The following is a 20,655-nucleotide window of genomic DNA, read 5'->3' on the forward strand; positions in this document are numbered from 1 at the left end:
TGAGTAATGCGTAATGATTAGCGGATGTGCCGAGCCATGCCGCGCGTCGCTGTCGCGAAGCGGGAGAAGGGAGGAGAGGGGAATGGAACAGAACCGGACTAGTCGACAGTCCGGCCGTTGAAACGCAATAGCGAGCCGCGGGCTGTGCCGCGGTCGTTAAGTTTATTGCGCCGGTTGCGGCTTGTTCGACAGCGCCAGTCGCAGCAGGTCGGCGACCGTGTTGACGTTGAGTTTTTCCATAATGTTCGCGCGGTGCGCTTCAACCGTCTTGATGCTGATGCCGAGGTCGTCGGCGATCTGCTTGTTCAGGCGGCCGGCGATGATGCGTTCGAGCACCTGATGCTCACGCGCGGTCAGCTTGCCGAGACGTTCTGCCGCAGCGCGTTGCTGCTGCACGCTGGTGCTTTCGCTGCGCGCCTTGTCGAGCATGCGCTCGACAAGCTTGCGCAGTTCGGCTTCGTCGAACGGTTTTTCGATGAAGTCCATGGCGCCTTTTTTCATCGTCGACACAGCCATCGGCACATCGCCGTGGCCCGTCACGAAGATGATCGGCAGCGACGCGTTGTCGGCGATCAGGCGTTCCTGCAACTCGAGCCCGCTCATGCCGGACATCCGCACATCGAGAATCAGACAAGCGATCTGGCCCGGATGCGTATGCGGCTGCCATGCGTCGATAAACTGCTCGGCGCTGGAGAAGCATTGCACGCGGTAGCCGTTCGCCTCCAGCAGCCAGCGCAGCGAATCTCGCACGGCCTCGTCGTCGTCGACGACAAAGACAGTTTCCTGTGTGGTGACTGGGCTGTTCATAGCTCTCCCGTAACGGTTTGTGGTGTCGGCGCCTCTGACCCGCCGTTGCTCGGGCCGTCAGGCTCTCCAATAGGCAGACTGCAATGGAACGTGGCGCCTGTGATGTGGCCGTCAGATTCGACGTTGTTGACCACCCACAGACGGCCGCGGTGCGATTCGATAATCGAACGGCAAATATTCAGCCCCATGCCCATACCATCGGACTTGGTGCTGTAAAACGGTTCAAACAAACGCTCGGCTGTCGCTTCGTCGACGCCCGGCCCTTGATCGACGACACTGATGCAGACAAACCCGCTCTCCAGTCGCACGACGACGCGAATCACTGGGTCGACGGCATTCGGACGTGCATCGTGCATGGCCTCGACGCCGTTCTTCAGCAGGTTGACCAACACCTGCTCGATCAGCACCGGGTCGACGTAAATCACCGGCAGGCGCGAGCGCAGATCGGTCACGATGCGAATCTTGCGCTTGCGCGCTTCGAGTTCGGCGAGACCCACGGCATCGGCGACGATATCGGCCACGCGCGTAGCCTGCCGTTTCGGCTCGCTGCGTTTCACGAACTCGCGAATGCGCTTGATGATCATGCCAGCCCGCACCGCCTGTTGGGCGGTTTTCTCGAGCACGGGCAGGAGATTGTCAGGCGTCGTCCGACCGGATTTAACCAGTGCCACGGTTCCAGAGCAATAGTTATTGATCGCGGCGAGCGGCTGATTCAGTTCGTGCGCGAGCGACGAGGCCATTTCGCCCATCGTCATCAGGCGGCTGGTGAACTGCAGCTTCTCGTCCTGCTGACGCGAGAGTTCCTGCGCCTGCTTGCGGGTGGTGATGTCGGTCGCGATCTGCATTTGCGCGAGGTGGCCGTCCACCCACTGGATGTACTGGCGGCGCACTTCGAACCATTTCTGAATGCTTTGCACGTAGACTTCCTGCGCGTCGGCGGTGCTTTCGGTCAACGCGGCAGCCGGCAGACCCGCATAGGCATCCACCATATCGATCGAATCGGACGACGCCTGTGCGCTATCGAACCCGCCGCCCGCCAATTCCAGATGGCCGTCCGGACGAATGCCGAACAGGTGGCGGTAGTAGCGGTTGGCGAACAGCAATTCGGCTTCGTCGGCGGCCAGCACGGAGACGGCGGCGTCGAGGCTTTCGAGGACGGTCGTGAAGCGTTCGTGTGCGGCGGCGAGCTCTTCGCGCGCGCGCTTCGGCTCGGTGATGTCGGTCATCGACGACATCCAGCCGGTCTGGCGGCCCGAGCTGTCGATCAGCGGCGACACATAGAGGCGCGCATGGAAGAGCGAACCGTCCTTGCGGCGCACCCGCAATTCGAAGCCCGAAGAGGGGGCTTTGCCGCGCAGCGTCATGTCGAGCTGGCGTTGCATCTCAGGGTAGGCGTCGCGCGGCCAGTAAGCGAACGGCGCGTTCTTGCCGACCAGATCGCTTTCGTCCCAACCGGTCATGCGGCAAAAGGCCGGATTGACGTGAGTGATGCGGCCGTGCATGTCGAGCACGCGCATACCGATCAGCACCGAGTTTTCCATCGCGCGCCGGAAGAAGGCTTCGGCGTAGAGCGCCTGCTGCGCCTCGAAACGTTGCCGCGTGTGCTTCCACAAACTCCACAGACTCCACAACACGAAGCACGACAGGCCGGCCACCAGCCAGACCAGCGTGTTGTTGGTGAAGTTGGTCATCTGCGGGAACGCGTAGACGCGTACCGAGACGCCCTGGCCCGGCGGGTCGAGCGGCAGATCGTAGAACATGTCGCGCGGCAGGCGCGGGCGGGTCGACGTGGTGGTCAACTCGCGGTTGTTCACGTCGATGATCGAGATTTTGTATTTCGCCGACAACTCGGGCGGAATGTCGTGCTTCAGGATGCCTTCCACGGAGAACACGGCGGCAATCGTGCCGAGGAAGTCGCGGTCGCGGTAGACCGGCGTCTGCAGCGTGATGTAGCCGTTGCCGAGGTCGTCGTAGATCAGCGGCGAGTACACCTGGCGGCGCGTATTGCGCGCCTCGTTGAAGGCGGCTTTGACGGCCTCGTCCATCTGCGCGTCGTTCGGCTTGGCGAGACGCTGGCCGAACACGGGGAGTGCGGTATTGGGCCAGCGCGGCTGCTGCAGGCTCGTGTACCAGTTCATGTAGAGGATCTCGGGATGCCCCTGCATGATGTCCGTGGTGGACACCTGGAATGAATGCGGATCGGCGTGGCCGGCGACGAGATCGCGGGCGAGGGCCTGAATCTGTTCCTGCGCACCCGTCATGGACAGGCGGATCTGCTGCTGCGCCCACGCGACATTACGGTAGAGCGTGTCTTCCTGCTGCTGCTGTTCGCGCCGGTTCAGGCTCCATAGAATCAGGCTCATGACGACCAGGAAAACCAGGATCGACAGCAGCGGCGTGAGCAAATAGGAGTTCGACCACCACGGTCCGTGGTGCCAGCGGGAGGACGGCGTCGAATCCGCCGGCGAACCAGCGGTGCGCGCCGAGCGAGCGAAAAGCCGTTCGGTCAACATGCGTGGCATTGTAGCGCAGCGAGTCACTAGCAAATGGCGCAAAAAAGCGCTGAAAGAACCGTTATTCGGCGCAAACTAGCCGACGTATCCGTCGATCGGCAGTCAAATCAGGTTGCGCCGCAACAATTTTCCGCATTATGAGAATCGATCTCGTAATTCGAAAATTTTGTTGCGCGGACGTCGGGACCCCTTTTACAATCGGCCGAAGCTGCCGCGGTCGTGCTTCGTCCGCGTCGTCTGTTCAAAGAGCGTTCCTCTATATCCAGGAGACGAGCATGTCCGCTGTACCCGACGAAGTCATGAAATATGTCGCTGCCGAAAAAGACGACGATCCCCAGGAAACCGGCGAATGGCTGGAAGCGCTGGATGGCGTGATTTCTGCTGTGGGCCCCGATCGCGCTCACTACCTGATCGAGAAACAGATCGAATTCGCCCGCGTACATGGCGAACATCTGCCGTTCTCTGCAAACACCCCCTACATCAATACGATTCCTGTTTCGCGTCAGGCGCCGATTCCCGGTGACCAGGACCTCGAACACCGGATTCGCTCGTACACGCGCTGGAACGCCATTGCCATGGTGCTGCGCGCGGGCAAGGACACGAACGTCGGCGGCCACATCGCCTCGTTCGCGTCGGCCGCCACGCTGTACGACGTCGGCTACAACCACTTCTGGCACGCACCGTCCGCTGAACATGGCGGTGACCTCGTGTTCGTGCAGGGCCACTCGTCGCCGGGTGTGTACTCGCGCGCGTTCCTGCTCGGCCGTCTGACCGAGAACCAGCTCGACAACTTCCGTCAGGAAGTGGGCGGCGAGGGCATCTCGTCGTACCCGCACCCGTGGCTGATGCCGGACTTCTGGCAATTCCCGACCGTCTCGATGGGTCTCGGCCCGATCATGGCGATCTATCAGGCGCGCTTCATGAAGTACCTGCAGGCGCGCGGCATTGCGAAGACCGAAGGCCGCAAGGTCTGGGCCTTCCTCGGCGACGGCGAAACGGATGAACCGGAATCGCTCGGCGCAATCGGCATGGCCGGTCGCGAACGCCTCGACAACCTCGTGTTCGTGATCAACTGCAATCTGCAGCGCCTCGACGGTCCGGTGCGCGGTAACGGCAAGATCATCCAGGAACTCGAAAGCGAATTCCGCGGCGCCGGCTGGAACGTCATCAAGGTCGTCTGGGGCAGCCGCTGGGATGCGCTGTTCCAACGCGACAAGTCGGGCGCACTGATGCGCCGGATGATGGAAGTCGTCGACGGCGAATATCAGACGTACAAGTCGGAGTCGGGCGCGTATGTTCGCGAACACTTCTTCAATACGCCTGAACTGAAGGCGCTGGTTGCCGAGTGGTCCGATGAAGACATCTGGAACCTGAACCGCGGCGGCCACGATCCGCACAAGATCTACGCAGCGTTCTCGGAAGCTTCGAACTCGCAGGGCCAGCCGACCGTCATCCTTGCGAAGACGATCAAGGGCTACGGCATGGGCGAAGCCGGCCAGGCGATGAACATCACCCACCAGCAGAAGAAGCTGCACGTCGATCAGCTGAAGAAATTCCGCGATCAGTTCCGTCTACCGATCCCCGACGAAGACCTCGTCAACGTGCCGTACCTCAAGTTCGAAGAAGGTTCGAAGGAACTCGAGTACATGCGCGCTCGCCGTCAGGACCTCGGCGGCTATCTGCCGGCGCGTCGTCAGAAGGCCGAGTCGCTGCCGGTGCCGGCGCTCGACGCGTTCGAGCCGCTGCTGAAGGGCACGGGCGAAGGCCGCGAGATCTCCACGACGATGGCGTTCGTGCGGATCCTGAACATCCTGCTGAAAGACAAGGCGCTCGGTAAGCGCATCGTGCCGATCGTGCCGGACGAGTCGCGTACCTTCGGTATGGAAGGTCTGTTCCGTCAGATCGGTATCTGGAATCAGGAAGGCCAGAAGTACGTGCCGGAAGATTCCGATCAACTGATGTTCTACCGCGAATCGGAAACCGGCCAGATCCTGCAGGAAGGGATCAACGAAGCTGGCGGTATGTGTGACTGGATCGCAGCCGCGACGTCGTACTCGACGCACGGCGAGATCATGATCCCGTTCTACATCTTCTACTCGATGTTCGGCTTCCAGCGTATCGGCGATCTGGCATGGGCGGCGGGCGACATGCGTTCGCGCGGCTTCCTGCTGGGCGGCACGGCTGGCCGTACGACGCTGAACGGCGAAGGTCTGCAACACGAAGACGGCCACTCGCTCCTGTGGGCGGCATCGGTGCCGAACTGCATCAGCTACGACCCGACGTTCGGTTACGAACTCGCGGTCATCATGCAGGACGGTCTGCGTCGCATGGTTGCTGACCAGGAAGACGTGTACTACTACATCACGGTGATGAACGAAAACTACGAGCACCCGGCGATTCCGCAGGGCGATGCCGTAGCGGCCGACATCATCAAGGGTATGTACGCGTTCAGGAAGGCCGATGCTGATAAGAAGGCACCGCGCGTTCAGCTGATGGGTGCAGGCACGATCTTCAACGAAGTGATCGCCGCTGCTGATCTGCTGAAGAACGACTGGGGCGTCGCTGCCGACCTGTGGAGCGTGCCGAGCTTCACCGAACTCGCTCGTGAAGGTCACGAAGTGCAGCGCTGGAACCTGCTGCATCCGACGGAAGAGAAGAAGGTCTCGCACGTCGAGAAGCTGCTGAAGGACGCACAAGGTCCGGTCATCGCTTCGACCGACTACGTGCGCGCGCTGACCGAGCAGATCCGCGCGTTCGTGCCGCAGAAGTTCGTCGTGCTGGGCACGGATGGCTACGGCCGTTCGGACACGCGCGAAAAGCTGCGTCACTTCTTCGAAGTCGACCGCTACTGGGTCACGGTTGCCGCGTTGAATGCACTGGCAGATGAAGGCACGATCGAACGCAAGGTCGTCGCCGAGGCGCTCAAGAAGTACAACCTTGATCCCGCCAAACCCAACCCGATGACCGTCTAAGGCATCATTCCCCGTGTGCCACGGCGTGCGCGCCTGCTCCTGATCGACAGGAGCGGGCGGCGTGCGCGGCCCAGGAGACACTAACAATGAGTCAAGCGATCGAAGTCAAGGTGCCGGACATCGGCGATTACAAGGACATTCCTGTGATCGAGGTGCTGGTGAAAGCGGGTGACACCGTCGAGAAAGAGCAGTCGCTCGTTACGCTGGAATCCGACAAGGCGACCATGGACGTGCCGAGCTCGGCTGCCGGCGTCGTCAAGGAAGTGAAGGTCAAGGTTGGCGACAACGTGTCGGAAGGCTCGCTGATCGTCGTGCTGGATGGCGCGGGCGCGGCTGCCCCGGCTCCGGCGCCTGCTGCTGCACCGGCTCCCGCAGCGGCTCCGGCTGCTGCCTCGGCGCCGGCTGCCGCCAGCGGTGGTCTGCAAGAAGTCAAAGTGCCGGATATCGGCGACTACAAAGACATTCCCGTGATCGAAGTCGCGGTGAAGGTCGGCGATCGCGTCGAGAAAGAGCAGTCGCTGGTAACGCTCGAATCCGACAAGGCGACTATGGACGTGCCGAGCTCGGCCGCCGGCGTCGTCAAGGAAGTGAAGGTCAAGGTCGGCGACAACGTGTCGGAAGGCTCGGTCATCGTCGTGCTGGAAGCGGATGGCGCAGCTGCACCGGCTGCGGCTGCCGCACCTGCTGCGAAGCAGGAAGTGCTCGAGAAGCCGTCGGATGCGCCGGCTGCTCCTTCGCCCGCTCCGGCTTCGCCGTCAGCGCTTGCACAAGCGCCGCTGATTCAGGCTGGTGAGGGTGGCGCTCGCCGTGCGAGCCACGCTTCGCCGTCCGTGCGCAAGTTCGCGCGCGAACTCGGCGTCGACGTGACGCAGGTGCAGGGCACGGGTCCGAAGGGCCGTATTACGCAAGCGGACGTGACCGGCTTCATCAAGGGTGTGATGACGGGTCAACGCGTTGCACCGGCAGGTGCTGCTGCGCCGGCTGCTGCGGGTGGCGGCGAATTGAATCTGCTGCCGTGGCCGAAGGTCGACTTCACCAAGTTCGGCCCGGTCGATCCGAAGCCGTTGTCGCGCATCAAGAAGATCTCGGGCGCGAACCTGCATCGCAACTGGGTCATGATTCCGCACGTCACGAACAACGACGAAGCGGACATCACGGATCTCGAAGCGCTGCGCGTGCAGTTGAACAAGGAAAACGAAAAGGCCGGCGTGAAGTTCACGATGCTGGCGTTCGTGATCAAGGCGGTGGTTGCTGCCTTGAAGCAGTTCCCGACGTTCAATGCGAGCCTCGACGGCGACAACCTGGTGTTCAAGCAGTACTTCCATATTGGATTTGCTGCCGATACGCCGAATGGTCTGGTCGTTCCTGTGATTCGCGATGCGGACAAGAAGGGTTTGATCGATATCGCGAAGGAAATGACCGAGCTGTCGAAGGCTGCGCGTGACGGCAAGCTGAAGCCGGATCAGATGCAAGGTGGTTGCTTCTCGATTTCTTCTCTTGGCGGTATTGGCGGTACCAACTTCACGCCGATTATCAATGCGCCTGAAGTCGCTATTCTCGGTTTGTCGCGTGGCGCGATGAAGCCGGTTTGGGATGGCAAGCAGTTTGTGCCGCGTCTGATTCTGCCGCTGTCGTTGTCGTATGACCATCGGGTGATTGATGGCGCTGCGGCGGCGCGGTTCAATGCGTATCTGGGTGCGATTCTTGCCGATTTTCGGCGTGTGATTCTTTGATCGGATGACGGTTGCGCGGGGCGCGGGTTTGGTTCGTTTTGTCTGTTATCCGCGTCCTTCTGTAGAACCTGCTTTCTTAGTGGTCTATTAGCGTTGCCCCTGTGCGGGGCGGCACCTACTTTTCTTTGTCTTCCAAAGAAAAGTAGGCAAAAGAAAGGCGCGTCCTTGGGCGGACAGCAAAGGAAGTTTCTGTTCGCCGCGTTGCCGGCTTTTAGGCTGCTTTTTTTTGGTTCTTCGTCTCATCACGATCAATAAGAGAAGGGGACACTATGAGTCTCGTCGAAGTAAAAGTGCCGGATATCGGTGACTTCAAGGACGTCGATGTCATCGAAGTCAATATCAAACCGGGCGATGTCATCGAGAAGGAGCAGGCGCTGATGACGCTCGAGTCCGATAAGGCCTCCATCGAAGTGCCGAGCGATACCGCCGGCACCGTCAAGGAAGTACGCGTCAAAGCCGGCGACAAAGTCTCGCAAGGTACGCTCATCGCGCTAGTTGAAACGTCTGCGGACGCAGCGCCGGCTAAGGCGCCTGAGAAGGCGCCCGCTCCGGCAGCAGCGCCTGCGCCTGCGTCCAAAGCGGCAGCGCCCGCGCCGCAAGCCGGTAGCTTCTCCGGCAGCGCGGATATCGAGTGTGACATGCTCGTGCTCGGTTCGGGTCCCGGCGGTTACTCGGCTGCGTTCCGCTCGGCCGACCTCGGCATGAAGACGGTGCTCGTCGAACGCTATTCCACGCTCGGCGGCGTCTGTCTGAATGTCGGTTGTATTCCCTCGAAGGCGCTGCTGCACACGGCGCTCGTTATCGACGAAGCGGAAGCGCTCGGCGCGCATGGCATCACGTTCGGCAAGCCGCAAATCGATCTCGACAAGCTGCGAGACTTCAAGTCGGGTGTCGTCAAGAAGCTCACCGGCGGTCTCGCCGGCATGGCCAAGATGCGCAAGGTCGAAGTCGTGACGGGTACCGGCTCGTTCGTCGATCCGTATCACATGGAAGTGCAGACCGAAGGCGGCAAGAAGGTCGTCAAGTTCAAGCAGGCGATCATCGCAGCAGGCTCGGAAGCGGTGAAGCTGCCGTTCATTCCTGAAGATCCGCGTGTGGTCGATTCGACCGGCGCGCTCGAACTGCGTCAGATTCCGCAGCGCATGCTGGTGGTCGGCGGCGGCATCATCGGGCTCGAAATGGCGACGGTCTACGCCACGCTCGGCGCACAGATCGACGTGGTCGAAATGCTCGACGGTCTGATGGCCGGCGCGGATCGCGATCTGGTCAAGGTCTGGGAGAAGTACAACAGCAAGCGTTTTGCCAACGTCATGCTGAAGACCAAAACCACCGCGGCGGAAGCGAAAGACGACGGCATCTACGTGTCGTTCGAAGGCGAAAAGGCCCCGGCCGAAGCGCAACGCTATGACCTCGTGCTGGTCGCCGTCGGCCGGTCGCCGAATGGCAAGAAGATCGGCGCGGACAAGGCAGGCGTGGCTGTAACGGATCGCGGCTTCATCGACGTCGACAAGCAGATGCGCACCAACGTGCCGCATATCTTCGCGATCGGCGATATCGTCGGGCAGCCGATGCTCGCGCACAAAGCCGTGCATGAAGCTCACGTCGCCGCTGAAGTGGCTCATGGCGAGAAGGCGTACTTCGACGCGCTGCAGATTCCGTCGGTGGCCTATACCGATCCGGAAGTGGCGTGGGCCGGCAAGACGGAAGATCAGCTGAAGGCCGAGGGCATCAAGTACGGCAAGGCGGTGTTCCCGTGGGCAGCGTCAGGCCGCGCGATCGCCAACGGCCGCGACGAAGGCTTCACCAAGCTGCTGTTCGACGAAGAAACGCACCGCGTGATCGGCGGCGGGATCGTCGGTTTGAACGCCGGCGACCTGATCAGCGAAGTGTGCCTCGCAGTCGAAATGGGGGCGGACGCAACGGATATCGGTAAGACGATTCACCCGCATCCGACGCTCGGCGAATCGATCGGTATGGCCGCAGAGTTGTACGAAGGCGTCTGCACCGACTTGCCGCCGCAGAAAAAGAAGTAATGCTGCTGAACCCGCCTGCATGCAGGCGGGTTCGAGGAAGCGGATGCAAAAAAACGGCGCGCCCCGCAAAGGGCGCGCCGTTTTTCTTATGCAGCAAGCAGCGTAGAGCGTTTGACGCGAAGCAACGCATGCAACATGCGCCGCGCGTCTCAGGCAGCGGGAAAAAAAATCCCGGCCTTTCGCCGGGCAAACGATACGCTATTCAACGTATCGGAGCGTTCGGCCAGATGAAACCGTGTGAGCGGCAACGGCACGACGCTGTTGCTTGCATGTTGTTGCCGCAATCGCGCCGGCCCTGCCGTGAGGCGGGCCCGGCGTGATGTGCGGCTTGAAACTTAGACTGCCTTCTTTGCCGAACGCGATGCTTGTGCAGCGGCTTGCGATGCTGCCTTCGATGCGGCCGTTGCGGCTGCATTGAAGTTGCTTTCGGCGATTTCGACAGCTTGCTTGGTTGCCTTGTGGACCGTTTCGTACGTGGTGTTGGCGGCGGTGATTGCCGACTTCAGCACGGCGACGGCGGTTTCCGAACCGGCCGGGGCATTCTTCGCAACGTTTTCGACGAGCGACTGGACCTTGCGGTTTTGCTCTTCGAATTGGGCTTCTGCGACGCGGGTGAATTCACCTTGCGTTGCCGAAACGATCTCATACACGTGACGGCCGTACGACAGCGCCTTTTCAGCCACCGGCTGTGCGAGGCTAGCTTGCAGTGCCAGCAGTTCCTGCGCGTCCTTCACTGACAGTGCGCGTTGGGCATTTTCCTGGCTTTCCGCGAGCGTCGATTTCACGACTTGCAGGTTCAGTTCAACCAGCTTTTCGACGCCTTCAAATGCTTTGGTCGTCAGGCCGAACAGCGTTTCAAAGTTGGCTTTCTGGGCTGCAGCGAATTGCTCAGGGGTCAGCAGAGTCATGGTTTACGCTCCTGGATCGCGGTCTGTCTGTGCGGACCGCATTGGGTTGGTGGCGAGACGCTCTCAGATCGTCTCCCCGGACCGCGATGTTTTGTGCATCGCAGCAATGGTTCCCATTTTAGGATGGTGTTAACGAATGTCAAGTGTTTTTTGTGCGTCGCACAATGTTAAGAAATTACTGATAAAACAATATGTTATGCAGTGGGCATGACATTCGTTTGACGCAAGTTGATTTGTCTGTCGCACCGCACTGGTGCAGGATAAATCCGCATTTGTTACCGATTTCAGGAGAGATTTTGACCGCGCGATGAGGTCCGGCGCGGGTGGAAGGGCAAATCGACATTTGACAAAAAACCCGTCGATTGCCCATTCCGATGTAAACCAGAAAGTGTCACGGAACGTTAATGCTCTATGCCGGTCGAATGCGCGTTGGCGGTCTCCAGCAGGTGTTTAACAGCCCGCAGCAGTACCCGCTCGACGTTCCGGTGCGCCGGCAAGGCTTTACATGCCTGCGCTCTGACCGTATTTCCCCTGATCAAGGTTGTCTCGAAATTGCCGTTATGCTGAAAGAATCGGTTCGATTCCTGCATTTGGCGGCAAAGGCGAGGCGAAGCGCGTTGGCGATCGTTTTTTTCGATCGAAACGCGGCACTTATTTGTGTTTTTGCGATCGGAGCTTACAAGCCGGTTTAAGGAGCGCGTATAAGTGCTTCAAATTGCTAATTTTTCGTTGTTTTACTACACTTGCGGAAACCTCTCGCCGCTCCCTACTGAACACCCATGAAAACCGACATGTTTTCGTCGCTAAAAGTGATCCACGGCGCGGCTCGCAGCACCGCTCTGTCGGTGGCCGCCTCCATGGTCATCGCAGCGGCGTTCGCCACGCCTGTCATCACTTTTGCCGCCACGCCCGCCACCACGGCAAAAACCTCCAAACACGCGAAAGCGGCCAAAAAGCCCGCCGCGGCCCCCGCTGACAAAGTGTCGAGCAAGAAGGCCGCCAACGGCGCTGCTGCGAACGTGGCCGCTGCCGCCGGTGACGACGCGCCGCGCACGAGCGTCAAGCGCAAGCGCGTGACGTACTCGTCGAACGGCCGTCACCACTCGGTGATGCGCCGCGTCGCGTACGAACCGCGTCCGCCTACCGTCGGCCAGGCTTTCGGTCTGCATGACACGCCGGACGCGCTGATGCTGCGTTCAAGCGTTGCCTATGTGATCGATCAGAACACCGGCGAATCGCTGTTCGACAAGAATTCGCGCGCCGTGGTGCCGATCGCGTCGATCACCAAGCTGATGACCGCGATGGTCGTGCTCGATTCGAAAGAGCCGATGACCGACCAGATCGAAGTCACCGACGAAGACCGCGACTACGAGAAGAACACCGGCTCGCGTCTGTCAGTGGGCTCGGTGCTCTCGCGTGAAGACATGCTGCATATCGCGCTGATGGCCTCGGAAAACCGCGCAGCCGCGGCGATGTCGCGTTATTTCCCGGGCGGCCGTCCGGCGTTCCTCGCGGCAATGAACGCGAAGGCCAAGCAACTCGGCATGACCGACACGCACTTTGAAAACCCCACGGGTTTGACGAGCCAGAACGTCTCGAGCGCACGCGACCTCGTGAAGATGGTCAATGCGGCGTATCAGTATCCGATGATCCGCAAGTTCTCGACCGACCACAGCTACGAGGTGTACACCGGCAAGCGTTCGCTGGCGTACAACAGCACGAATGCATTGGTGCGTAACCCGACGTGGGACATCGGTCTGCAAAAGACCGGGTTTATCAACGAAGCGGGCGAGTGTCTCGTGATGCAGGCGACCATTCACGGTCGCCCGATGATCATCGTGCTGCTTGACTCGTCGGGTAAGTACTCGCGCTTTGCGGACGCGACGCGTCTGCGCACGTGGCTCGATAACGGTGGCGATCAACCGCGGATTACCAGCGCGGATGCCAGCGGCGCGGGCACCTGAAGCGCGCTAGCTTACTCTGCCGGCCGGTTTTCGAACCGGCCAGAAAAAAGCCTCGCAGATGCGAGGCTTTTTTATTGAGTCGGGGGACGCGCGACCACCCGCTTAGGCGTGCTGGGGATGCGTATGCTCCTGCGGCGTCTGAGGGCGATAACCCAGCGACTCGGAAATCAGCAGCGCCGTTTGGCTGAGCTGCCCCAACCACGAGTCCTGCAAGCGATCCGCCGGTGCTGACAGCGACAGGCCCGCAACCAGCTTGCCGGTGTCGTCGTAAATCCCCGCTGCGATGCACCGCACGCCCAACTCCAGTTCTTCGTTATCGCGCGCACAGGCCTGCTGGCGCACGTGCGACAACTCGCGTTCGAGCTTGGTCAGATCGGTGATGCTGTTCTGCGTGTGGCCGGACAGCCCGGTGCGCGTGGCATAGGCCCGCACGCGGGTCGATTCGTCCGCGGCGAGGAAGAGCTTGCCCACCGAGGTCAGATGCAGCGGCGCCCGCCCGCCAATCGCCCGCACCACCTGCATGCCGGAGCGCTCGGAGTAGGCGCGTTCTATATAGACGATCTCGTCGCCCTGGCGCACCGACAGGTTCACTGTCTGCCCGGTTTGGCGGTGCAGTTCGCGCATCGGCGTGAGCGCCGCGTCGCGCACCGACAGCCGCGCCTTCACCAGATTGCCCAGTTCGAGCAGGCGCATACCGAGGCGGTAAGTGCCGGGGTCCGACCGGTCGACCAGCCGGCACATCACCATGTCGTTCAGGATGCGGTGCGCGGTGGACGGGTGCAGCTCCGTGCGGATGGCGAGTTCTTTCAGGCTGACCGGGTCACTATGCGCAGCGAGTGCATCGAGCAAGCGCATCATGCGTTCGATCACCTGGATCGACGTTTTGGGATCCGGGTTCGTATCGCTCATGGGGAGGAATCGGTTGACGCGTCAAACAGCGGAAATTGATTGTATCCCGTATTGTGAAAAGAAGGAAAGCAGTTGGAACGCCTATTCCAATTTAACGTGGCATTCGTCCTATGCCTTCCGGCCGTTGGTATTGTGCGGCAAACAGCGGATAATCAGGGACGTTTTCCCGAAGGAGGGCTCATGCGAGTCGGATTGTTCGTCACCTGCCTGATCGACCTGATGCGCCCGGAGATCGGTTTTTCGGTCATCAAGCTGATCGAAGGCGCCGGTTTCGAGGTGGTGGTGCCGCCCGCGCAAACCTGTTGTGGGCAGCCGGCGTACAACTCGGGCGAGCGGCGCATCGCGCGCGATCTGGCCGAGAAAACCTTGCGCGAGTTCGAGCAGTTCGACTATGTCGTGGTGCCGTCCGGTTCGTGCGGCGGCATGATCCGCGCGCATTACGGCGACCTGTTTGCCGACGATCCGGAGTTGATGAACCGCTTTGGCCGGTTGCGCGCCAAAGTGTTCGAGTTGACCGATTTCCTCGTCAATGTGGCCAAGGTGCAATTGCAGCCGGGTGAGTTCACGGGCCAGGTGACGTACCACGATTCCTGTTCGGGGCTGCGCGAACTTGGCGTCAAAACGCAGCCGCGCGCGCTGCTGGCGCAGGTGGGCGTGGCGGTGACTGAAATGAAGGATTGCGAGCGCTGCTGCGGCTTCGGGGGCACCTTCGCGATCAAGTACGGCGACATCTCCACGGCAATCGTCGACGAGAAATGCGCGAATATCGGCGCGAGCGGCGCCGGCACGGTGGTGCTCGGCGACCTCGGCTGCATGCTCAATATCGAAGGCCGCTTGCGGCGCACCGGCGATGCCGCCACGCGCGTGCTGCACATTGCCCAGGTGCTGGCCGGCGACGCGTAACGATTTTCGCAGCGCCCAAACCGCGCAGTGGATTCGGTGCCCGCCATTTCGCGCGCTTCACTCGTTCATTTGATTCGCTTTTAGCTCGCGCACTTCAACAGCGCATTTCACTCGCGTTTTTCATTCGCGCTTTCATCCGAATACGCTCAAGGCCGCCATGCAAGTCCAATCGATGCATTTCAAGGCCCGCGCGGGCCAGAAACTCGCTGACCAGCGTCTGCAGCGGAACCTGACCAAGCTGTCGACCAAGTTCGTGTCGGCCCGCGCCGCGGCCATGACCGCGATCGATTTTCCCGCCACCCGCGCCGCGCTGAAGGAGCGCCGCAATCGCGCGCTGGAAAATCTCGACGTCTGGCTCGAAACCTTCGAACGTGAGGCGACCCGGCGCGGCGTCACGGTCCTGTTCGCCGAGACGACCCAGGAGGCCGCGCGCCTCGTCGGCGATATTGCGCGCCGGCACGAGGTGAAGAAGGTGATCAAGACCAAGTCGATGGTCACCGAGGAAATGCGTCTGAACGAGGTGCTGGGGCAGATGGGCGTGCAATCGATCGAGACCGATCTGGGCGAATACATTCTCCAGATCAACGACAACGAGCCGCCCAGCCACATCATCGCGCCGGTCGTCCATAAGGATAAGGACGAGATTGCCGACCTGTTCGCGAAGACGCATGGCCGGCCGCGTCTGACCGAGATCACCGACATGACCCGCGAAGCGCGCGAGATGCTGCGTCCGCACTTCATGACGGCGGACATGGGTGTGACCGGCGGCAACTTCGTGGTGGCGGAGACGGGTTCGGTCGTGCTGGTCACGAACGAGGGCAACGAGGGCATGTGCACCGTGATGCCACGCGTGCATGTGGCGGTGACCGGCATCGAAAAGGTGTTGCCCACGCTGGAAGATCTCGCGACGGCAATGCGTCTGCTGCCGCGCTCGGCAACCGGTCAGGCGACGTCCAACTATTTTTCGGTGCTGACCGGGCCGCGCGGCGCGGGCGATCAGGACGGTCCCGAGCATATGTACGTGGTGCTGGTCGACGGCGGGCGCACGGGGCTGATCGGCGGCGACTTTCAGGAGATGCTGCGCTGTATCCGTTGCGGCGCTTGCATGAATCACTGCCCGGTGTATCAGAAGGTGGGCGGTCATGCCTACGGGTGGGTTTATCCGGGGCCGATGGGATCGGTGCTGACGCCGAGCTACGTCGGGATCGACAAGGCGCTGGACCTGCCTCAGGCGGCGACGTTGTGCGGCGAGTGCAACAGCGTGTGTCCGGTCGGCATTCCGTTATCCGATCTGCTGCGCAAGCTCCGCGAGAAGCAGGTCGAGCGGCATCTGAGGCCGTGGCGCGAGCGGGCAGGGCTCGCAGTGTGGGGTTTCCTCGCGTTGCACCCGGATGCTTATGCGCTCTTCACCAAGCTGGCGGTTCGCGTGCTGGAAAGAATGGGCGGGCGAAATCGTTCGATTGCCAGGTTGCCACTAGGTGGAGCGGGCTGGACCAATACGCGCGATATGCCGGCACCGGTCGGCCGCACGTTCAGGGAGTTGTACGCCGCGCAACGCAGCCATATTGGTTGAGCGAGCGGCACAGTCGTTGTGGTTTGCGCGGCTGATGCGGGAGGCGTAACGCGAGACTGCGCCTACGTTCACGCCATTCCCTGCCGGATCAATGATCCGTCATCCCTGGCTGGCGGCCGTTATTGCTTCTGGCCTGCGCATTGCCACCATTGCCGCGTCCACCGCTGTTGCCTGCCTGCTGTGGCGGAGGGGGCGGCGGGCTGCCTGCTCCTGGCCGTGGCGCGTTAGATCCACTCGGCCCTCTCGGCCCGCCAACCGCACCTTGAGGCGGCGGTCCCCCATGTTGCCCGCCGCCGTTCGGCTGACCATGCCAGCCACCGTTGTCTCCCCGGTTACCGTTGTTTCCATCGTTGCCGTTATTCGGCCGTCCCCGGTCCGGATAGCCTGGGTAGCCGCGATAGCCGGGCCCCGGCCCGTAATAGCGGCCCGGCCCGTTGTAGTAACCCGGACCCCAGTCATTGCCGTAACCCATGTAGACGTTGGTTTGCGGCACAACCGGCACGCCGGTGGCATAGCCGTCGTAACCGTCATAGCCGCTATAACCGCCGCCATAGCCGTTGCCGACCATTGGAGTGCCGTCCGGATAGACCGCGCAGCCGCCAAGCAATGCAGCAACGACCGTGAAGCCGACGAGGGGAGCAATACGTTTCATTGGAAGGACCAGTGCGAAGATTTCATGTCTGTAAGACAGCTATTATCGCTAACCGTCGCGCCGGCTTTGTATGTGTTTGTAAGGATTTCTTTTTCATGCCATGACGCAGGTCAGCGTCGTACGCGGCAGAGGCAGACCAGTTAATGGACTGTTCCATCCAGCGCAACGCTGTATCTCGCGCCAGCCCGTTTTTCCCGATTGTAAATTCCTATAGCATTTGGACTGGGCATAGTGGGTCACGAACTCATAAGCCCCTAATCGGAAGAAACCACATCATGAAAAAGACAATATCGGTGTACTGGCCCCTCGCCATCGTCGTGCCGCTTGCTGCGGCAGCCTATCTGCACATTTGTGGCGACGCGGCTTCGCGCTCCTCGCAGGCCCCGCTCGCTGCTGATCAACTGACCGCGGAACTGGCGCGCGCCGTCTCGTATGGCATGGTCGACAACACAACGACGTTGCCGGCCAAACCCATGCACGCCGTGACGGCAATGCCTGTGGCCGAAGCATCTTAAGCGTCTTAAGCGCGCGTAGCCTCCGGCGCGATCTGGTCGACCTTTGTATAATCGCGCCACCGTTTCCTAACTGCCGATCCGCGGGCGTTGAGCGTCCGAAAGCCTCTGATGAAAACCGTGTCCGTCTGCTTTGTCTGCCTTGGGAACATCTGCCGTTCCCCGACCGCGGAAGGCGTGATGCGCCGTCTGGTCGACGAGGCGATGCTGGCGGAGCGCATTCTGATCGATTCCGCCGGCACGGGCGACTGGCACATCGGCCAACCGCCTGACGACCGCGCGCAGCATGCGGCCGAACAGCGGGGTTACGAGTTGGCCGCCTTGCGCGGACGCCAGGTCGCGGCAGCCGACTTCGAGCGTTTCGATCTGCTGATCGCAATGGACGACAAAAACGTCGCCGCGCTGCGCCAGATTTGTCCGGCGGAGCAGCGTGACAAAATCCGTCTGCTGATGGAATTCGTGCCTGAGGCGGACGGGCGCTGGGGCGGTGCCCGCGAAGTCGTCGACCCCTATTTCGGCGGCGCCGAAGGGTTCGAACAGGTACTGGATCAATGTGAAGCAGCCTGCCGCGGACTGATCGCAGCGCTGCGTCCCCAATTGATTACGTAAGACCGGCGGGTCATCGGCGAGGTTTGGGCCGGCTTATCCAGCAATTAAGCAAATGACCCAAATCACGGTAGGGATACTTGACTAATTCAGTCATGTATTTATACTTGACCAAACTTGTCGAGAATTGCGGTTCCCACACCATATGAGACTCACCACGAAAGGCCGTTTCGCCGTCACGGCGATGATTGACCTGGCACTGCGCCAGGAGCAGGGCCCGGTGACGCTTGCGGGTATCAGCCAGCGCCAACATATCTCCCTGTCTTATCTCGAGCAGCTATTTGGCAAGCTGCGTCGTCACGAAATCGTCGAGTCCGTGCGCGGACCGGGCGGCGGCTACAATCTGGCCCGCCGCGCTGAAGACGTGACCGTCGCCGACATCATCATCGCGGTCGACGAACCGCTCGACGCCACCCAATGCGGCGGCAAGGGCTCGTGCGAGGGCACCAAACAGCACGACGGCCACTGCATGACGCACGAATTGTGGTCCACGCTGAACCAGAAAATGGTCGAGTACCTCGACTCGGTGTCCCTGAAAGATCTGGTCGATCAGCAGCGTTCGCGCGAAGGTGCTGCGCCGGCGGTGTTGCGCGACCGGCGCAACGAGGCGCCGGCGGTCGAACCCGCCCGCGTCGTGCCGAAAGGGCCGAATTCTGTTTTCAACATGGCCGGTTCCTAGGCGCGGCAATCTGAACGCACCGCAGCCTGATCAGGAAACCAGAAGCCAGAGCAATGACGTCCCCGGAGCAATTGATGAACAACGACACTCTCCACCTGCCCATTTACATGGACTACAGCGCGACGACCCCGGTCGATCCGCGCGTGGTGGACAAAATGATTCCGTACTTGCGCGAGCAGTTCGGCAACCCCGCATCGCGTAGCCACTCGTATGGCTGGGACGCGGAGCGTGCGGTCGAAGAGGCGCGCGAGAACGTCGCCGCGCTGGTGAATGCCGATCCGCGCGAAATCATCTGGACCTCGGGCGCAACGGAGTCGGACAACCTCGCGATCAAGGGTGCGGCGCACTTCTACAAGAGTAAGGGCAAGCACGTCATCACGGTGAAGACCGAGCACAAGGCTGTGCTCGACACCTGCCGTGAACTCGAACGCGAAGGCTTCGAAGTCACGTATCTGGATGTGAAGGACGACGGTCTGATCGACCTCGAGAAGTTCAAGGCCGCGCTGCGCCCGGATACGATTCTGGTCTCGGTCATGTCGGTGAACAACGAGATCGGCGTGATCCAGGACATCGAGGCGATCGGTGAGATCACCCGTGAAAAGGGCATCATTTTCCACGTTGACGCCGCGCAGGCTACCGGCAAGGTGGAGATCGACCTGCAGAAGCTGAAGGTCGACCTGATGTCGTTCTCGGCACACAAGACGTATGGTCCGAAGGGCATCGGCGCGCTGTACGTGCGCCGCAAGCCGCGTATCCGTATCGAAGCGCAGATGCACGGCGGCGGTCACGAGCGCGGCATGCGTTCGGGCACGCTGGCCACGCATCAGATCGTCGGCATGGGCGAAGCATTCCGCATCGCACGCGAAGAAATGGCAACGGAAAACGAGCGCATTCGCATGCTGCGCGACCGTCTGCTGCGCGGCCTGCAGGACATGGAAGAAACCTACGTGAACGGCGACATGGAACAGCGTGTGCCGCACAACCTGAACATCAGCTTCAACTTCGTCGAAGGCGAGTCGCTGATCATGGCAGTGAAGGACGTGGCGGTGTCGTCGGGTTCGGCGTGTACGTCGGCTTCGCTGGAACCGTCGTACGTGCTGCGCGCACTGGGCCGTAACGACGAACTGGCGCATAGCTCGATCCGTTTTACCGTCGGCCGTTTTACGACGGAGCAGGATGTCGATTACGTGATCAACCTGTTGAAGACCAAAATTTCGAAGCTGCGCGATCTGTCGCCGCTGTGGGAAATGCACCAGGACGGGATCGATATTTCGACGATCAAGTGGGCTGCGCACTGACGCGCCAACGCTTAGCGTCGCGCTTATCGTCGAAAACGCAACGAATGCAGGTTGAAACGAAACAAGGAGTGTAATCATGTCTTACAGCGCAAAGGTTCTGGACCACTACGAAAATCCGCGCAACGTCGGTTCCTTCGAGAAAGACGACGATGCGGTCGGTACGGGCATGGTCGGCGCGCCGGCTTGCGGCGACGTGATGAAGCTGCAGATCCGCGTGGGCGCGGACGGCATCATCGAAGACGCGAAGTTCAAGACGTACGGCTGCGGTTCGGCGATTGCGTCGAGTTCGCTCGTTACCGAATGGGTGAAGGGCAAGACGCTTGACCAGGCCATGTCGATCAAGAACACGCAGATCGCCGAAGAATTGGCGCTGCCGCCGGTGAAGATCCACTGCTCGATCCTCGCGGAAGACGCGATCAAGGCAGCGGTCGCCGACTACAAGCAACGCCATGGTGAAGCAGTCGTCGAAGGCGACAAGCAACACGCGTAAGCGGCAGTCGAGCGCGCGGTTGAGTGCTCATTTGGGTGAGTCGAAGCGGGCGGTGCGGGCAAGAAACACCGTCCGGCATGAGCGATATTTGAAGCAGGCAGGG

17 protein-coding genes are annotated in these 20,655 nt (G+C 61.1%); 12 read left to right on the forward strand and 5 right to left on the reverse strand.

Annotated elements, in window-relative coordinates; genetic code table 11:
- Positions 1-162: 162 nt before the first annotated feature.
- A complete protein-coding gene (fixJ, locus tag M0D64_RS08230) occupies positions 163-807 on the reverse strand; it encodes an oxygen response regulator transcription factor FixJ (protein WP_011488992.1) in 645 nt (214 codons plus the stop codon).
- Positions 804-3,320, reverse strand: coding sequence for an oxygen sensor histidine kinase FixL (gene fixL, locus M0D64_RS08235; RefSeq protein WP_154566152.1), 2,517 nt, complete (start codon positions 3,318-3,320; stop codon positions 804-806). Before fixL ends, fixJ begins: the two co-directional genes overlap by 4 nt.
- Positions 3,321-3,595: 275 nt before the next feature.
- Between fixL and aceE the strand changes: the two genes are divergently transcribed.
- The 3 genes from aceE (at position 3,596) to lpdA (ending at position 10,058) form a co-directional block, all read left to right on the forward strand.
- Positions 3,596-6,292 carry a pyruvate dehydrogenase (acetyl-transferring), homodimeric type gene (gene aceE / locus M0D64_RS08240; protein ID WP_266257292.1) on the forward strand — a complete coding sequence of 899 codons (2,697 nt, stop codon included), beginning with the start codon at positions 3,596-3,598 and terminating at the stop codon, positions 6,290-6,292.
- Between the two features lie 86 nt (positions 6,293-6,378).
- On the forward strand, positions 6,379-8,025 hold the full coding sequence (gene aceF, locus M0D64_RS08245) for a dihydrolipoyllysine-residue acetyltransferase (protein ID WP_266257293.1): 1,647 nt from the start codon (positions 6,379-6,381) through the stop codon (positions 8,023-8,025).
- A gap of 269 nt (positions 8,026-8,294) precedes the next feature.
- On the forward strand, positions 8,295-10,058 hold the full coding sequence (gene lpdA, locus M0D64_RS08250) for a dihydrolipoyl dehydrogenase (protein WP_266257294.1): 1,764 nt from the start codon (positions 8,295-8,297) through the stop codon (positions 10,056-10,058).
- A gap of 335 nt (positions 10,059-10,393) precedes the next feature.
- On the opposite strand, the gene M0D64_RS08255 is transcribed toward lpdA, so the two are convergent.
- Positions 10,394-10,966, reverse strand: a complete 573-nt coding sequence (locus M0D64_RS08255; protein ID WP_054038013.1) for a phasin family protein — start codon at positions 10,964-10,966, stop codon at positions 10,394-10,396.
- A 404-nt stretch (positions 10,967-11,370) separates the two neighbouring features.
- Between M0D64_RS08255 and M0D64_RS08260 the strand changes: the two genes are divergently transcribed.
- On the forward strand, positions 11,371-11,658 hold the full coding sequence (locus tag M0D64_RS08260; RefSeq protein ID WP_171925469.1) for a hypothetical protein: 288 nt from the start codon (positions 11,371-11,373) through the stop codon (positions 11,656-11,658).
- Between the two features lie 87 nt (positions 11,659-11,745).
- Positions 11,746-12,930: a D-alanyl-D-alanine endopeptidase gene (gene pbpG / locus M0D64_RS08265; protein ID WP_154566157.1), complete on the forward strand. Its 1,185-nt coding sequence runs from the start codon at positions 11,746-11,748 to the stop codon at positions 12,928-12,930.
- A gap of 102 nt (positions 12,931-13,032) precedes the next feature.
- On the opposite strand, the gene M0D64_RS08270 is transcribed toward pbpG, so the two are convergent.
- A complete protein-coding gene (locus tag M0D64_RS08270) occupies positions 13,033-13,839 on the reverse strand; it encodes an IclR family transcriptional regulator (RefSeq protein ID WP_097389715.1) in 807 nt (268 codons plus the stop codon).
- Positions 13,840-14,019: 180 nt separating this feature from the next.
- Here M0D64_RS08270 and M0D64_RS08275 point away from each other — a divergent pair, with 180 nt between their 5' ends.
- Together M0D64_RS08275 and M0D64_RS08280 are read left to right on the forward strand one after the other, a co-directional pair.
- Entirely contained in the window at positions 14,020-14,742 is a 723-nt protein-coding gene (locus M0D64_RS08275; protein WP_266257295.1) for a (Fe-S)-binding protein, read from the forward strand.
- A gap of 157 nt (positions 14,743-14,899) precedes the next feature.
- Positions 14,900-16,315 (forward strand): lactate utilization protein B, encoded by a 1,416-nt coding sequence (locus M0D64_RS08280; RefSeq protein WP_154565450.1) that lies wholly within the window; start codon positions 14,900-14,902, stop codon positions 16,313-16,315.
- A gap of 88 nt (positions 16,316-16,403) precedes the next feature.
- Here the strand turns inward: M0D64_RS08280 and M0D64_RS08285 are convergent, their stop codons facing one another.
- Positions 16,404-16,967 carry a hypothetical protein gene (locus M0D64_RS08285; RefSeq protein ID WP_154565451.1) on the reverse strand — a complete coding sequence of 188 codons (564 nt, stop codon included), beginning with the start codon at positions 16,965-16,967 and terminating at the stop codon, positions 16,404-16,406.
- A 275-nt stretch (positions 16,968-17,242) separates the two neighbouring features.
- Between M0D64_RS08285 and M0D64_RS08290 the strand changes: the two genes are divergently transcribed.
- The 5 genes from M0D64_RS08290 to iscU all read left to right on the forward strand — a co-directional run bounded on the left by M0D64_RS08290 (position 17,243) and on the right by iscU (position 20,552).
- Positions 17,243-17,482 (forward strand): hypothetical protein, encoded by a 240-nt coding sequence (locus tag M0D64_RS08290; protein ID WP_154565452.1) that lies wholly within the window; start codon positions 17,243-17,245, stop codon positions 17,480-17,482.
- Positions 17,483-17,590: 108 nt separating this feature from the next.
- On the forward strand, positions 17,591-18,088 hold the full coding sequence (locus M0D64_RS08295; RefSeq protein WP_154565453.1) for a low molecular weight protein-tyrosine-phosphatase: 498 nt from the start codon (positions 17,591-17,593) through the stop codon (positions 18,086-18,088).
- A 142-nt stretch (positions 18,089-18,230) separates the two neighbouring features.
- Positions 18,231-18,764 carry a Fe-S cluster assembly transcriptional regulator IscR gene (gene iscR, locus M0D64_RS08300; protein WP_154565454.1) on the forward strand — a complete coding sequence of 178 codons (534 nt, stop codon included), beginning with the start codon at positions 18,231-18,233 and terminating at the stop codon, positions 18,762-18,764.
- A 74-nt stretch (positions 18,765-18,838) separates the two neighbouring features.
- Positions 18,839-20,062: an IscS subfamily cysteine desulfurase gene (locus M0D64_RS08305; RefSeq protein ID WP_154565455.1), complete on the forward strand. Its 1,224-nt coding sequence runs from the start codon at positions 18,839-18,841 to the stop codon at positions 20,060-20,062.
- A gap of 76 nt (positions 20,063-20,138) precedes the next feature.
- Complete coding sequence (gene iscU, locus M0D64_RS08310) at positions 20,139-20,552, forward strand: Fe-S cluster assembly scaffold IscU (RefSeq protein WP_097389708.1); 414 nt, start codon at positions 20,139-20,141, stop codon at positions 20,550-20,552.
- Positions 20,553-20,655 lie beyond the last annotated feature (103 nt).

This window comes from Paraburkholderia sp. WS6 (genome assembly GCF_030464835.1).
Classification (GTDB): domain Bacteria; phylum Pseudomonadota; class Gammaproteobacteria; order Burkholderiales; family Burkholderiaceae; genus Paraburkholderia; species Paraburkholderia madseniana.

Coding starts and splice junctions, on each gene's coding strand:
- aceE (WP_266257292.1), top strand. CDS start 3,596: ATGTCCGCTGTACCCGACGAAGTCATGAAATATGTCGCTGCCGAAAAA.
- M0D64_RS08255 (WP_054038013.1), bottom strand. CDS start 10,966: ATGACTCTGCTGACCCCTGAGCAATTCGCTGCAGCCCAGAAAGCCAAC.
- M0D64_RS08270 (WP_097389715.1), bottom strand. CDS start 13,839: ATGAGCGATACGAACCCGGATCCCAAAACGTCGATCCAGGTGATCGAA.
- M0D64_RS08305 (WP_154565455.1), top strand. CDS start 18,839: ATGAACAACGACACTCTCCACCTGCCCATTTACATGGACTACAGCGCG.
- M0D64_RS08260 (WP_171925469.1), top strand. CDS start 11,371: ATGCTCTATGCCGGTCGAATGCGCGTTGGCGGTCTCCAGCAGGTGTTT.
- lpdA (WP_266257294.1), top strand. CDS start 8,295: ATGAGTCTCGTCGAAGTAAAAGTGCCGGATATCGGTGACTTCAAGGAC.
- M0D64_RS08290 (WP_154565452.1), top strand. CDS start 17,243: ATGAAAAAGACAATATCGGTGTACTGGCCCCTCGCCATCGTCGTGCCG.
- M0D64_RS08295 (WP_154565453.1), top strand. CDS start 17,591: ATGAAAACCGTGTCCGTCTGCTTTGTCTGCCTTGGGAACATCTGCCGT.
- iscU (WP_097389708.1), top strand. CDS start 20,139: ATGTCTTACAGCGCAAAGGTTCTGGACCACTACGAAAATCCGCGCAAC.
- iscR (WP_154565454.1), top strand. CDS start 18,231: ATGAGACTCACCACGAAAGGCCGTTTCGCCGTCACGGCGATGATTGAC.
- pbpG (WP_154566157.1), top strand. CDS start 11,746: ATGAAAACCGACATGTTTTCGTCGCTAAAAGTGATCCACGGCGCGGCT.
- M0D64_RS08280 (WP_154565450.1), top strand. CDS start 14,900: ATGCAAGTCCAATCGATGCATTTCAAGGCCCGCGCGGGCCAGAAACTC.
- fixJ (WP_011488992.1), bottom strand. CDS start 807: ATGAACAGCCCAGTCACCACACAGGAAACTGTCTTTGTCGTCGACGAC.
- M0D64_RS08275 (WP_266257295.1), top strand. CDS start 14,020: ATGCGAGTCGGATTGTTCGTCACCTGCCTGATCGACCTGATGCGCCCG.
- M0D64_RS08285 (WP_154565451.1), bottom strand. CDS start 16,967: ATGAAACGTATTGCTCCCCTCGTCGGCTTCACGGTCGTTGCTGCATTG.
- aceF (WP_266257293.1), top strand. CDS start 6,379: ATGAGTCAAGCGATCGAAGTCAAGGTGCCGGACATCGGCGATTACAAG.
- fixL (WP_154566152.1), bottom strand. CDS start 3,320: ATGTTGACCGAACGGCTTTTCGCTCGCTCGGCGCGCACCGCTGGTTCG.